The sequence below is a fragment of the Terrabacter sp. MAHUQ-38 genome (assembly GCF_014518425.1).
Lineage (GTDB): Bacteria > Actinomycetota > Actinomycetes > Actinomycetales > Dermatophilaceae > Terrabacter.
Map to the genome: position 1 here is coordinate 104,853 of NZ_JACVCU010000005.1, position 14,011 is coordinate 118,863.

A 14,011-nucleotide genomic window follows, 5' to 3' on the forward strand; every position below is an offset into this window, starting at 1 on the left:
CGTGTCGCGGTCGCGGCCCGGTCCCAGCAGAAGGACGGTGAAATGTCGCCGCACACCCGCACCCGTGCTCCCTTCAGTGCACACCCGGAGAACTCCGGTCTCTACCGCCGCGAGTTCGAGCACGACGCCTGCGGTGTCGCGCTCATCGCGACGATGCGGGGGACGGCAGGTCACGACATCGTCGAGCACGCCCTCACGGCGCTGCGCAACCTCGACCACCGCGGCGCCACCGGTGCCGACCCGCTCGTCGGTGACGGCGCGGGCATCCTGACGCAGATCCCCGACGAGTTCTTCCGGGCGACCGTCCCCTTCACCCTGCCCAACAACGGGGCGTACGCCGCCGGCATCGCCTTCCTGCCGCAGAACCCCATCGAGCGGGCCGCGGCCAAGGCGCGCATCGAGGAGATCGCGGTCGCCGAGAACCTCAAGGTCCTGGGCTGGCGTGAGGTCCCGGTCGAGGGCGACCTCGTGGGTGCCGTCGCGCGCGAGTGCATGCCCGCCTTCGAGCAGCTCTTCGTCAGCAGCTCGATCGGCCGCCAGGTCGCCCTCGGGCTCGACCGGCTCGCCTTCTGCCTGCGCAAGCGCGCCGAGCACGAGGTCGACGTCTACTTCGCGTCGCTGAGCTCGCGCACCATCGTCTACAAGGGCATGCTCACGACCGGCCAGCTCGAGCCGTTCTTCCCCGACCTGTCCGACCCGCGCTTCGCGACCGAGCTCGCGCTCGTCCACTCGCGATTCTCGACGAACACGTTCCCCTCGTGGCCGCTCGCGCACCCGTACCGCCTCATCGCGCACAACGGCGAGATCAACACGGTCAAGGGCAACCGCAACTGGATGCACGCCCGCGAGAGCCTGCTGACGAGCGACATCATCCCGGGCGACCTCGACCGGATCTTCCCGATCTGCACGCCCGACGCGTCCGACTCCGCAAGCTTCGACGAGGTGCTCGAGCTGCTCCACCTCGGCGGCCGCTCGCTCCCGCACGCCGTGCTCATGATGATCCCCGAGGCGTGGGAGAACCACGCCACGATGGACCCTGCGCGCAAGGCGTTCTACGAGTTCCACTCGACGTTCATGGAGCCGTGGGACGGCCCGGCCAACGTCTGCTTCAGCGACGGCACGCTCGTCGGCGCGGTGCTCGACCGCAACGGCCTGCGTCCTGGCCGCTACACCGTGACCGACGACGGCCTCGTCGTGCTCGCGTCCGAGTCCGGCGTGCTCGAGCTCGACCCCGCGACGATCGTCCAGCGTGGCCGTCTCCAGCCCGGGAAGATGTTCCTCGTCGACACCGAGCACGGCCGCATCGTCAGCGACGAGGAGATCAAGTCCCAGCTCGCCGCTGCCAAGCCGTATGCCGAGTGGCTCCACGGCGGCCTCATCCGCCTCGAGGACCTCCCCGAGCGCGAGCACATCGTCCACACGGCCGCGTCGGTCGCGCGCCGTCAGCAGACGTTCGGCTACACGGCCGAAGAGCTGCGCATCCTGCTCACCCCGATGGCCAAGTCGGGCGGCGAGGCCCTCGGCTCGATGGGCACGGACACCCCGATCGCGGTCCTGTCGTCCCGCCCCCGCCTGCTCTTCGACTACTTCACGCAGCTCTTCGCGCAGGTCACCAACCCGCCGCTCGACGCGATCCGCGAGGAGCTCGTCACCTCGCTCGGCACCTACATGGGGCCCGAGGGCAACGCCCTGTCGGCCTCGCCGGCGCACGCGCGCCAGCTCGTGCTCGAGTTCCCGGTCATCGACAACGACGAGCTCGCCAAGATCGTCCACATCAACGCCGACGGCGACCTGCCCGGCTACGCGACGCACGTCGTCCGCGGTCTCTACGACGTCACCGGCGGGGCCGCCGCGATGCGCGACCGCCTCGAGGAGATCTTCGCCGAGGTGTCCCAGGCGATCTCGCGCGGAGCGCGCTTCGTCGTGCTCTCCGACCGCGACTCGGGCCGCGACCTCGCACCCATCCCGTCGCTGCTGCTCACCGCGGCCGTGCACCACCACCTCATCCGTGAGAAGACGCGCACCCAGGTCGGCCTGCTCGTCGAGGCCGGCGACGTGCGCGAGGTCCATCACGTGGCGCTCCTCATCGGCTTCGGCGCGGCTGCGGTCAACCCGTACCTCGCGATGGAGACGGTCGAGGACCTCGTCCGGGCCGGCGAGATCGAGGGCGTGACGCCCGAGAAGGCCGTGGCCAACCTCATCAAGGCCCTCGGCAAGGGCGTCCTCAAGGTCATGTCGAAGATGGGCATCTCGACCGTGGCGTCCTACCGCGGCGCCCAGGTCTTCGAGGCCATCGGCCTGTCGCAGGCCCTCGTCGACCGCTACTTCACCGGCACCGTCTCGCAGCTCGGCGGCGTCGGCCTCGACGTCATCGCCCGCGAGACGGCCGAGCGCCACGCGCGGGCCTACCCGACCGACGGCGTCCACCAGCCGCACCGGGTGCTCGAGGTCGGCGGCGAGTACCAGTGGCGCCGCGAGGGCGAGCCGCACCTCTTCGACCCCGAGACGGTGTTCCGCCTCCAGCACTCGACGCGGCAGCGCCGCTACGACATCTTCAAGCAGTACACCCAGCGCATCGACGACCAGACGTCCCGACTCATGACGCTGCGAGGCCTCATGGGCTTCAAGCAGACGGGAGTCACCGGCCGGCTTCCGGTCCCGATCGAGGAGGTCGAGCCGGTCAGCGAGATCGTCAAGCGCTTCAACACCGGGGCGATGAGCTACGGCTCCATCTCCCAGGAGGCGCACGAGACGCTCGCGATCGCGATGAACCGCCTCGGTGGCCGCTCCAACACCGGTGAGGGCGGCGAGGACATCGAGCGCCTGCTCGACCCCGAGCGTCGCTCGGCGGTCAAGCAGGTCGCATCGGGTCGGTTCGGCGTGACGAGCCTCTACCTCACGCACTCCGACGACATCCAGATCAAGATGGCCCAGGGCGCGAAGCCCGGTGAGGGTGGCCAGCTGCCCGGGCACAAGGTCTACCCGTGGGTGGCCAAGACCCGGCACTCGACGCCGGGCGTCGGCCTCATCTCGCCGCCGCCGCACCACGACATCTACTCGATCGAGGACCTGGCGCAGCTGATCCACGACCTCAAGAACGCCAACCCGGCGGCGCGCATCCACGTCAAGCTCGTCTCCGAGATCGGTGTCGGCACCGTCGCGGCGGGCGTGTCGAAGGCGCATGCGGACGTCGTGCTCATCTCGGGCCACGACGGCGGCACGGGAGCCTCCCCGCTCACGTCGCTCAAGCACGCCGGTGCCCCCTGGGAGCTCGGTCTCGCCGAGGCCCAGCAGACCCTCGTGCTCAACGGCCTGCGCGATCGCATCGTCGTCCAGGTGGACGGGCAGCTGAAGACCGGCCGCGATGTCGTCGTCGCTGCGCTCCTCGGCGCCGAGGAGTTCGGCTTCGCCACGGCACCGCTCGTGGTCTCGGGCTGCATCATGATGCGCGTCTGTCACCTCGACACCTGCCCGGTCGGCATCGCGACGCAGAACCCCGAGCTGCGCGCCCGCTTCTCGGGAAAGCCGGAGTTCGTCGAGACCTTCTTCGAGTACATCGCCGAGGAGGTCCGCGAGAACCTCGCGGCGCTCGGCTTCCGCTCGATCGAGGAGGCCGTGGGCCAGGTCGGCAGCCTCGACCTGGACAAGGCGATCGCCCACTGGAAGGCGTCGGGCCTCGACCTGTCGCCGATCCTCGCCGTCGCCGACAACCCCACCGGCGGCACGCTGTACCAGTCGGCCACGCAGGACCACGGGCTCGACAAGGCGCTCGACAACGAGCTGCTGAGCCGTGCCCTGCCCGCCATCGAGGGCGGCGAGCAGGTCCGCACCGAGATCGCGGTCCGCAACGTCAACCGCACCGTCGGCACGATGCTCGGCCACCACGTGACGAAGGCGCACCCGCACGGCCTCGCGGACAACACGATCGAGCTGTCCATGACCGGCTCGGGCGGGCAGTCCTTCGGGGCGTTCCTGCCGGCCGGCGTCACGATGCAGCTGTTCGGCGACGCCAACGACTACGTCGGCAAGGGCCTGTCGGGCGGCCGCGTCGTCGTGCGTCCACACCGGGCGGCCGACATCGTCGCCGAGGAGAACGTCATCGCCGGCAACGTCATCGCCTACGGCGCGACCGCGGGGCAGCTCTTCCTGCGCGGCACCGTCGGCGAGCGCTTCTGCGTCCGCAACTCGGGTGCCCACGCCGTCGTCGAGGGGGTCGGTGACCACGGCTGCGAGTACATGACGGGAGGCGTCGCCGTCGTCCTCGGCCAGACCGGACGCAACTTCGCGGCCGGCATGTCGGGTGGCGTCGCGTACGTCCTCGACCTCGACCACGAGCTCGTCAACCCCGAGCTCGTCGACCTCATCCCGCTGCGCGACCAGGACGAGGCATCGCTCCGCGAGCTGCTCGCAGGCCACGTGAGGTGGACCGAGTCGCCGGTCGCGGGCGCGCTGCTCGACGACTGGGCCAGCGCACGCGAGCGGTTCACGCTCGTGCTGCCGCGCGACTACCAGCGTGTCCTCGACGTCCGTGCCGAGGCGGAGGCCCACGGCCTCGACCTCGACGGGCCCGACGTGTGGAACCGGATCATGGAGGCTTCCCGTGGCTGACCCCCAAGGCTTTCTCACCACCCGCGAGCGCGAGCTCCCGGCCCGCCGCCCGGTCCCGGTCCGTATCCGGGACTGGAAGGAGGTCTACGAGGAGCAGCAGCTCGGGCAGCTCCAGCGACAGGCCGGACGCTGCATGGACTGCGGCATCCCGTTCTGCCACTCGGGCTGTCCCCTCGGGAACCTCATCCCGGAGTGGAACAACTTCGCCTGGCGCGGTGACTGGTCCGACGCGATCGAGCGTCTCCACGCGACGAACAACTTCCCGGAGTTCACGGGCCGGCTCTGCCCGGCGCCGTGCGAGACGGCCTGCGTGCTCGGCATCAACCAGCCGGCCGTCACCATCAAGCAGGTCGAGGTGACGACGATCGAGCGCGCCTTCGACGAGGGGCTCGTCAAGCCGCTGCCGCCGGAGCGCCTCTCGGGCAAGACGGTGGCCGTCATCGGCTCCGGTCCCGCCGGGCTCGCCGCGGCGCAGCAGCTGACGCGGGCCGGCCACACGGTCGCCGTGTTCGAACGGGCCGACAAGCCGGGTGGCCTGCTCCGCTACGGCATCCCCGAGTTCAAGATGGAGAAGTCGGTCCTGGACCGTCGCCTCGACCAGATGGAGGCCGAGGGCACCCGCTTCCGCAACGGCATGAACGTCGGCGTCGACATCACGGGCCGCCAGCTGCGCGACCGCTACGACGCCGTCGTGCTCGCGCTCGGTGCCACGGTGCCGCGCGACCTCGACGTCCCGGGCCGCGAGCTCGGTGGCATCCACCAGGCCATGGACTACCTGCCCCAGGGCAACCGCGCGGCGCTCGGCGAGCAGGTCGAGGACCAGATCCTCGCGACCGGCAAGCACGTCGTCGTCATCGGTGGTGGCGACACCGGCGCCGACTGCATCGGCACCGCACACCGCCAGGGCGCGGCGTCCGTCACGAGCCTCGAGATCATGCCTCAGCCGGGCGACGAGCGTCCGTCCAGCCAGCCGTGGCCGACCTACCCGATGCTCTACCGCGTCGCGAGCGCGCACGAGGAGGGCGGCGACCGCATCTACGCCGTCAGCACGACCGAGTTCGTCGGCGACGACGACGGCAACGTCGCGGCCCTGCGCCTCACCGAGGTCGAGTTCGTCGACGGCAGGCTCACGCCGAGGCCCGGCACCGAGCGTGAGATCCCGGCGCAGCTGGTGCTGTTCGCGATGGGCTTCCTCGGGCCCGAGGGCCCGGGTGTCGTCGAGCAGCTCGGCGTCGACCTCGACGAGCGCAGCAACGTCAAGCGCGACAAGAACTTCATGAGCTCCGTGCCCGGGGTGTTCGTGGCCGGTGACGCCGGTCGCGGTCAGTCGCTCATCGTGTGGGCCATCGCCGAGGGCCGCGCAGCTGCCGCCGGTGTCGACGCGTGGCTCACCGGCTCGAGCTCGCTGCCGCGCCCCATCGCGCCGACCGACCGGCCGCTCACGGCCTGAGGTCCCGCCGGGGGTCGCCCGCCGGCTCCCAGCGGCCTCCCAGCCAGGCCCGCGACGGAAGCCCGCGACACGGCATACGCGAACGATTTCCCACAGCCCCAAGGCAATCCACGCAGGTTCGTCCCACAGGGCGAACCTGCGTGGTGACCCGCGTCACAGCACCCATAAGGTTGAAACATGCGTCGCGCCAAGATCGTCTGCACGATCGGACCCAAAACCTCCTCGCCCACCCAGCTCCGCGCCCTCGTCGACGCCGGCATGGACGTCGCCCGCCTCAACCTCTCCCACGGTGACCACTCCGTGCACGAGCAGGTCTACCGGGACGTCCGTGCAGCGAGCGACGCGTCCGGCCGCGCGGTCGGCATCCTCGTCGACCTCCAGGGCCCCAAGATCCGAACGGGCCGGTTCGCGTCCGGGCCGGTGACGCTGAGCCCCGGCCAGCGCTTCACCATCACGACCCGCGACGTGGAGGGCGACGACACCGTCGTCGGCACCACGTATGCCGGCCTGCCGGGTGACGTGAGCCCCGGCGACCTCCTGCTCATCGACGACGGCAAGGTCATGCTCAAGGCCGTCGAGGTCACCGACACGGACGTGCTGACCGAGACCGTCGTCGGGGGCGAGGTCAGCAACAACAAGGGCATCAACCTGCCCGGCGTCGCGGTCAGCGTGCCGGCCCTGTCCGACAAGGACCGCGAGGACCTCCGGTTCGCGATGCGCCTCGGGGTCGACATGATCGCCCTGTCGTTCGTCCGCTCGGCCGAGGACATCGACGACGTCCACGCGATCATGGACGAGTTCGGCGACCGCATCCCCGTCATCGCCAAGATCGAGAAGCCGCAGGCCGTCGAGAACCTCGAGGGCATCGTCGCGGCGTTCGGCGGGATCATGGTGGCCCGCGGCGACCTCGGCGTCGAGATGCCGCTGGAGGAGGTGCCCCTCGTCCAGAAGCGCGCCATCGAGCTCGCCCGTCGCCAGGCCAAGCCGGTCATCGTCGCCACCCAGGTGCTCGAGTCGATGATCGACAACCCCCGGCCCACCCGCGCCGAGGCCTCCGACGCCGCCAACGCCGTCCTCGACGGCGCCGACGCCCTCATGCTGTCCGGTGAGACGTCCGTCGGTGCGTGGCCGATCGACGCCGTGCGCACCATGGCCCGGATCATCGAGTCCACCGAGGAGCACGGCCACGACCAGATCGCCCGGATGAAGACCAACCCCAAGACGGTCGGGGGAGCGGTCACCAAGGCCGCCGCCGAGATCGGCGAGATCGTCGAGGCGAAGTTCCTCATCACCTTCACCGAGACCGGTGGCTCGGCCACGCGCATGGCGCGCATCCGGCCCCGGCTGCCCATGCTCGCCTTCACGTCCGAGCAGCGGGTCCGCTCCCAGCTCGCCCTCGTGTGGGGCGTCGAGACCTACCTCGTGCCACGCATGCACCACACCGACCAGTTCGCGATGCAGGTCGACCTCAAGCTCATCCCCGAGGGACGCGTCGCCGAGGGAGAGCGGGTCGTCATCGTCGCCGGCTCGCCCCCCGGCATCCCCGGGTCGACGAACGCGCTGCGCGTGCACCGCGTCGGCGACGCCGTCAACCGGGCCGCCCCGGCCTACCGGCCGGAGGAGGTCACGGGCTGACGCGGCCCGCCGCGTCCCAGACCCTCGGCACGCGCTCGCGCATGCCGTGACCGCGCGTTCCATGGATGCCGCCGGCCGCGCCCGGCGGCATCCGCGCGTCCACGGGTATGCTGGCGCGGCACCTCGGCCGGGGTGGTGGAATGGCAGACACGGGGCACTCAAAATGCTCTGACCGAGAGGTCGTGCGGGTTCGAGTCCCGCTCCCGGCACCCTTCGCCGGCGCGCGTCCGCCGCGCGGGGCCGCGCACGGTCACCGCCCCGAAACGCGGCCGAAACGTGCTCCCGGCTAGGCTCTGCCCGTGAGCACAGACGAAAGCACGACGCCGAAGCCGACCCCCACCGCAGCCGCCGACACCGGCTCCGGCGCGCCGACCCCGGTCACCGGTGCGACCCGCATCCTCGTCGCCGAGGACGAGGCGCTGATCCGTCTCGACCTCGTCGAGATGCTCGGTGAGCAGGGCTACGACGTCGTCGGCCAGGCAAGCAACGGCGAGCAGGCCGTCGCGCTCGCCAAGGAGGTCAAGCCGGACCTCGTCATCATGGACGTCAAGATGCCGGTGCTCGACGGGCTCTCGGCCGCCGAGCAGCTGCACGAGTCGAAGCTCTGCCCCGTCATCATGCTCACCGCGTTCTCGCAGACCGAGCTGGTCGAGCGTGCGCGCGACGCCGGCGTCATGGCCTACATCGTCAAGCCCTTCACGGCCGACGACCTGCGCCCCGCCATCGACATCGCGACCTCCCGCTGGCAGGAGCTCAAGGCCCTCGAGGCCGAGATCGCCGACCTCGGCGAGCGGCTCGAGACCCGCAAGCTGGTCGACCGTGCCAAGGGCGTGCTGATGAGCCAGCTGAAGCTGACCGAGGCGGACGCGTTCCGGTGGATCCAGAAGACGGCGATGGACCGCCGGCTCGGGATGAAAGAGGTCGCGGAGGCCGTCATCAACGGCTTCCCGGCGTCCTGACGTCGGGGCCGCCGCAAATCGTCCCGTCGCAGGTCACGCGCAGGTCACGACACGGTCACCGATCGCGAGTTTGTGGTGACCCGGGTGTGAGGTTGGGCCTAGTCTCCTGTCAGCCCTCGACCGAGGGATGTGTGACATCAGGAGGACACCCGTGCGTTCTACCCTCAAGTTCGCTGTGCCGCTCGCGGTCGCAGCTCTCGCCCTCGGTGCCTGTGGCACCAAGGGTGGCGAGACCCCGGCGCCGGGCGGCACCGGCGGTGCCGCTCAGGCCGCCTGCGACCTGAAGATCGGCATGTTCGGTGCCCTCACCGGCCCGAACGCCAACCTGGGCATCTACATCCAGAACGGCGTGAACCTCGCGCTCGACGACTACAACAAGAAGCACCCGAACTGCAAGGTCACCCTCGAGAACTACGACTCGCAGGGCCTGCCCGACCAGGCCCCGGCTCTGGCCAAGAAGGCCATCGACGACAAGAAGGTCGTGGGCATCGTCGGCCCCGCCTTCTCGGGTGAGTCCAAGGCGGCCGACCCGGCGTTCAACGAGGCCGGTCTGGTCACCATCACGCCGTCCGCCACGGCCACGAAGCTCTCCACGAATGGGTGGAAGACGTTCTTCCGCGCCCTTGGCAACGACGACACGCAGGGGCCCGCGGCCGCCAAGTACATCAAGGAGACCGTCAAGTCGACCAAGACGTTCGTCATCGACGACGCGTCTGAGTACGGCAAGGGCCTGGCCGACATCGTCCGCAAGGACCTCGGCGCGCAGGTCGTCGGCAACGACACGATCCAGCAGAAGCAGACCGACTTCAGCGCCTCCGTCACCAAGGTGGTGAGCTCGGGCGCCGACACGCTCTTCTTCGGTGGCTACTCGCCCGAGGCCGCGCCGCTCATCAAGCAGCTGCGCGACGCCGGCTGGAAGGGCACGTTCGTCGTGGCCGACGGTGTCAAGGACCAGTCCTACATCGACAACGCCAAGGACGCCGCCGAGGGCACGATCATCACCTGCCCGTGCGTCCCGCCGGACGTGGCCCCCGACTTCCAGGCCGCGTACAAGGCGAAGTACAACGAGGACCCCAACACCTACTCGGGTGAGGGCTACGACTCCGCCACGATCCTGCTCGAGGGCATCGCCGCCGGCAAGGACCGCGAGAGCATGCTCGACTTCGTCAAGTCCTACGACAAGAAGGGCGTGACGAAGCAGCTCAAGTTCGACGACAAGGGCGAGTCGGCCGACATCAAGGTCTTCGCCTACAAGGTCGAGGGCGGCAAGATCGTCGGCATCGGCGAGATCAAGTAAGACGAACGTCATCGAACGGGGGGCGGTTGGAGCAGTAGGCTCCGACCGCCCCTCCGTTCGGTTGACGCTCGACCTCTGATCTCGCCCACCGCACCCGGCCCAGGAGGTCTTGGATGCAGTACCTGTTGGACAACTTCTTCTCCTTCACCATCACCGGACTGACCATCGGCGCGGTCTACGCGCTCGTCGCGCTCGGCTACACGCTCGTCTACGGCGTGCTGCGCCTGATCAACTTCGCGCACTCCGAGGTCTTCATGTTCGGCACGTTCGCGGCCCTGTGGGTCGTGATGCTCCTCGGTGGCAAGGGCGGCGGCTCCGTCGGCCAGGTCATCTTCTGGGTCGCCATGATGTTCGTGGCCGCCATGGCGATGTCAGGCCTGATCGCCGTGCTCCTCGAGCGTGTCGCGTACCGGCCCCTGCGCAAGCGCAACGCACCACCGCTCATCGCGCTCATCTCCGCCATCGGCGCGTCGTTCGTGCTCGCCGAGCTCATGGGTCTGCGCAGCCGCGTCGCCTCCTGGGTCGGGCTCGACGACAACCTGCGTGACTACGTCCGCAACTCGCGCAACAACGCCGGTATGCCGACCATCATCCAGCCGCAGCCGATCTTCACGATCGGTGGCTACCACGTCACGAACGTCGACATCCTCGTGATCGTCGGCGCGATCGCCATCATGGTGGTCCTCGACCAGTTCGTGAAGCGCTCGCGTCTCGGCCGCGGCATCCGCGCCGTCGCGATGGACCCCGAGTCGGCCGCCCTCATGGGCGTCAACCGCGACCGCGTCATCCAGGTGACCTTCCTGGTGGGCGGTGTCATGGCCGGTGCGGCCGCCGTCTTCTACATGCTGAAGATCGGTATCACGCGCTACGACGCGGGCTTCATCCTCGGCGTCAAGGCGTTCACGGCCGCGGTCCTCGGAGGCATCGGCAACCTGCGCGGCGCGCTGCTCGGTGGCTTCGTCCTCGGTCTCGCCGAGAACTACGGCTCCGCGCTCGTCGGCACGCAGTGGAAGGACGTCGTCGCGTTCGTCCTGCTCGTGCTCATCCTGCTCTTCCGACCCACCGGGCTGCTCGGTGAGTCCCTCGGAAAGGCGCGCGCATGAGCACCTCGACACCAGCCACGACCACGACCACCGGCGAGAACCAGGACGCCCGGAGGCCCGGCTTCAAGGAGCGCGTCAACGGCCTCCCGAGGCCCGTCAAGATCGCGCTCTGGGTGGCGTTCGCCCTGTTCCTCTTCCTCCTGCCGCTGCTGAACATCCCGTTCGTCACCACGGAGGGCTCCGACTTCGGCGGTGTGCTCTTCACCGTGGCGACGTACGTCCTCGTGGCGTTGGGCCTCAACATCGTCGTCGGGTACGCCGGACTGCTCGACCTCGGGTACGTCGGCTTCTACGCCGTGGGTGCCTACACCGTCGGCGTCCTGAGCGCCGAGCACGCGTCGCTGCCTTGGCTGCTCAGCGTGCCGATCGCGATCGGCATCGCCATGCTCTCCGGCATCATCCTCGGCGCCCCCACCCTGAGGGTCCGCGGCGACTACCTCGCCATCGTCACGCTCGGCTTCGGTGAGATCGTGCGTCTCACGCTCGTCAACACGCAGTGGCTGGGCGGCGCACAGGGCATCTCCGACATCCCGAAGCCCCCGGGCCTCGAGCTGTTCGAGGTGCCCGCCATCGACTGGAGCTCCGGTGCGCCGGTCGTCGACCTCGACACGACGTCGACGTTCCTCAAGTTCGGCATCACCGACTTCGTCCCCTACTACTGGCTCGCCCTGATCGTCATCGGCCTCGTGGTCCTCTTCGACGTCCTCGTCAAGAACAGCCGCGTCGGCCGCGCGTGGGAGGCGACCCGTGAGGACGAGGACGTCGCCGAGCTCATGGGCGTGCCGACCTTCCGGTTCAAGCTGCTCGCCTTCGCGCTCGGTGCGGCGATCGGCGGACTGTCAGGCGCCCTGTTCGCGACGAAGTCCGGCTTCATCAACCCGCAGAGCTTCGAGCTGATCCTCTCGATCCTCTTCATCGCGGCCGTCGTCGTCGGCGGCGCCGGCAACCGCTGGGGCATCATCGTCGGGGCGATCGTCGTCAGCTACTTCCCGGAGCGGTTCCGCGAGTTCGCCGACTTCCGCGTCCTCGTCTTCGGTCTCGCCCTGATGCTGCTCGCGATCTTCCGGCCGCAGGGCATCCTGCCACCGCGACGGACCCTGAGGGCCAAGAAGGCCGACGAGCGACAGGCCATCCTCGAGGAAGGAGAAGCCAGTGCCTGAAGACACCCAGCCTGACTCGACCCAGCCCGACCGCACCGCGGCAAACCCGACCGTCGACGAGTCCGCGCACGCCCCGACAGGGGTGATGGACCCGGCCGACGAGGTCACCGAGATCAACCCCGACGTCGACATCACTCCCGAGGACATCGGGCCGACCGTCGCCGAGGGCGAACGCCTGCTCGAGGTCGACGACGTCACGCTGCGCTTCGGCGGTGTCGTCGCGCTCAACGAGGTCAGCTTCCACATCAACAAGGGAGAGATCCTCGGCCTCATCGGTCCCAACGGTGCCGGCAAGACGACCTGCTTCAACGTCATGACCGGCGTCTACCAGCCGACCTCCGGCGGTGTGCGGTTCCTCGGCAACCCGCTGGGCAAGCGCAAGAAGTTCGCGATCACCAAGCTGGGCATCGCCCGGACGTTCCAGAACATCCGGCTCTTCGCCAACATGACCGTCCTGGAGAACGTCCTCGTGGGCGTCGACGCGCACCACAGCACCGGCATCGGCTCGGCCATGTTCCGCCTCCCGAAGCACCGGCGTGAGGAGGAGCAGGGCCACGCGCGGGCGATGGAGCTGCTCGAGTTCATGGGTCTCGCCGGCAAGGCAGACGAGCTGGCCCGCAACCTGCCGTACGGCGACCAGCGCCGTCTGGAGATCGCGCGCGCCCTGGCCACGAGCCCGCAGCTGCTCTGCCTCGACGAGCCGGCGGCCGGCTTCAACCCGGCCGAGAAGCGCAAGCTCATGGAGCTGATCCAGACCATCCGCGACCAGGGCTACACCGTGCTGCTCATCGAGCACGACATGAAGCTCGTCATGGGGGTCACCGACCGGATCGTGGTGCTCGAGTTCGGCCGCAAGATCGCCGAGGGCACGCCCGCGGAGATCCGCGACAACCCGGCGGTCATCGCCGCCTACCTTGGAGTTGATGAAGAAGATGCTTCTTGAGGTCAACGGCCTGTGCGTCAACTACGGGCGCATCGAGGCCATCCGCGACATCAGCTTCACGGTCGACGAGGGTGAGATCGTCACCCTCATCGGGGCCAACGGCGCGGGCAAGACGACGACGATGAAGACCGTCTCGGGGCTGCGTCCCGTGCGCGCCGGGACCGTCATGTTCAACGGCAAGGACATCACGCACACGCCGTCGCACGAACGCCCGGTGCTCGGCATCTCGCAGTCGCCGGAGGGTCGTGGCTGCTTCGTCGGCATGACCGTGATGGAGAACCTCGAGATGGGCACGTACGCCCGTCCGGACCGCAAGACCAAGGCGGTCAAGGACGACCTCGCCCGCGTGTTCGAGCTCTTCCCGCGTCTCAAGGAGCGCAGCAACCAGGCGGCCGGCTCCATGTCCGGTGGCGAGCAGCAGATGCTCGCCATGGGACGGGCCCTGATGGCCAAGCCGAAGCTGCTCCTCCTCGACGAGCCGTCGATGGGCCTCGCACCCAAGCTGATCCAGCAGATCTTCGACATCGTCACCGAGATCAACAGCCAGGGCACGACCGTTCTGCTCGTCGAGCAGAACGCCGCGCAGGCGCTGAAGCGCTCGCACCGCGCGTACATCCTCGAGACGGGTGAGATCGTCCGTGAGGGCACGGGAGCGGAGCTCGCAGCCGACCCTGCGGTCAAGGCGGCATACCTCGGCGGCGACGTCTAGGAGTCGGCCCGGGCGACCTACGGAACCAGAAGGCAGGGTGCCACGACGCAGTCGTGGCACCCTGCCTTCTGCCTGCGGACCTGTGTGTTCCTCTTCCGCGTGAAGGCCGTTGGTCGTAGTGTCTGCCGGGTGACCTCGGGACAGGAA

The 14,011-nt window shown here is 69.3% G+C and carries 9 protein-coding genes and 1 tRNA gene; all 10 read left to right on the plus strand.

Annotated elements, in window-relative coordinates; all coding sequences use genetic code 11:
* Window positions 1–42: 42 nt before the first annotated feature.
* The 10 genes from gltB (at window position 43) to H9I49_RS18575 (ending at window position 13,864) form a co-directional block, all read left to right on the plus strand.
* Complete coding sequence (gene gltB / locus H9I49_RS18530) at window positions 43–4,608, plus strand: glutamate synthase large subunit (protein WP_188031878.1); 4,566 nt, start codon at window positions 43–45, stop codon at window positions 4,606–4,608.
* Window positions 4,601–6,058 (plus strand): glutamate synthase subunit beta, encoded by a 1,458-nt coding sequence (locus H9I49_RS18535; RefSeq protein ID WP_188031879.1) that lies wholly within the window; start codon window positions 4,601–4,603, stop codon window positions 6,056–6,058. Before gltB ends, H9I49_RS18535 begins: the two co-directional genes overlap by 8 nt.
* A 177-nt stretch (window positions 6,059–6,235) precedes the next feature.
* A complete protein-coding gene (gene pyk, locus H9I49_RS18540; RefSeq protein ID WP_188031880.1) occupies window positions 6,236–7,693 on the plus strand; it encodes a pyruvate kinase in 1,458 nt (485 codons plus the stop codon).
* Between the two features lie 126 nt (window positions 7,694–7,819).
* Window positions 7,820–7,902 (plus strand) — tRNA-Leu (locus H9I49_RS18545).
* Between the two features lie 90 nt (window positions 7,903–7,992).
* The gene (locus H9I49_RS18550; RefSeq protein ID WP_370587653.1) at window positions 7,993–8,652 is read left to right on the plus strand and encodes an ANTAR domain-containing response regulator; all 660 of its coding nucleotides are present in this window, start codon (window positions 7,993–7,995) and stop codon (window positions 8,650–8,652) included.
* Between the two features lie 151 nt (window positions 8,653–8,803).
* Window positions 8,804–9,949, plus strand: a complete 1,146-nt coding sequence (locus H9I49_RS18555) for a branched-chain amino acid ABC transporter substrate-binding protein (RefSeq protein ID WP_370587654.1) — start codon at window positions 8,804–8,806, stop codon at window positions 9,947–9,949.
* A 113-nt stretch (window positions 9,950–10,062) separates the two neighbouring features.
* On the plus strand, window positions 10,063–11,052 hold the full coding sequence (locus H9I49_RS18560) for a branched-chain amino acid ABC transporter permease (protein ID WP_188031881.1): 990 nt from the start codon (window positions 10,063–10,065) through the stop codon (window positions 11,050–11,052).
* Window positions 11,049–12,212 carry a branched-chain amino acid ABC transporter permease gene (locus H9I49_RS18565; RefSeq protein WP_188031882.1) on the plus strand — a complete coding sequence of 388 codons (1,164 nt, stop codon included), beginning with the start codon at window positions 11,049–11,051 and terminating at the stop codon, window positions 12,210–12,212. Before H9I49_RS18560 ends, H9I49_RS18565 begins: the two co-directional genes overlap by 4 nt.
* 85 nt (window positions 12,213–12,297) lie before the next feature.
* Entirely contained in the window at window positions 12,298–13,155 is an 858-nt protein-coding gene (locus H9I49_RS18570) for an ABC transporter ATP-binding protein (protein ID WP_255524122.1), read from the plus strand.
* The gene (locus H9I49_RS18575) at window positions 13,145–13,864 is read left to right on the plus strand and encodes an ABC transporter ATP-binding protein (RefSeq protein ID WP_188032232.1); all 720 of its coding nucleotides are present in this window, start codon (window positions 13,145–13,147) and stop codon (window positions 13,862–13,864) included. The genes H9I49_RS18570 and H9I49_RS18575 overlap by 11 nt, the downstream gene beginning before the upstream one ends.
* Window positions 13,865–14,011: the final 147 nt, after the last annotated feature.

What these genes read in the sequence shown, in the direction of transcription:
- gltB (WP_188031878.1), top strand. Translation starts at nt 43, where the DNA reads ATGTCGCCGCACACCCGCACCCGTGCTCCCTTCAGTGCACACCCGGAG.
- pyk (WP_188031880.1), top strand. Translation starts at nt 6,236, where the DNA reads ATGCGTCGCGCCAAGATCGTCTGCACGATCGGACCCAAAACCTCCTCG.
- H9I49_RS18560 (WP_188031881.1), top strand. Translation starts at nt 10,063, where the DNA reads ATGCAGTACCTGTTGGACAACTTCTTCTCCTTCACCATCACCGGACTG.
- H9I49_RS18565 (WP_188031882.1), top strand. Translation starts at nt 11,049, where the DNA reads ATGAGCACCTCGACACCAGCCACGACCACGACCACCGGCGAGAACCAG.
- H9I49_RS18570 (WP_255524122.1), top strand. Translation starts at nt 12,298, where the DNA reads ATGGACCCGGCCGACGAGGTCACCGAGATCAACCCCGACGTCGACATC.
- H9I49_RS18575 (WP_188032232.1), top strand. Translation starts at nt 13,145, where the DNA reads ATGCTTCTTGAGGTCAACGGCCTGTGCGTCAACTACGGGCGCATCGAG.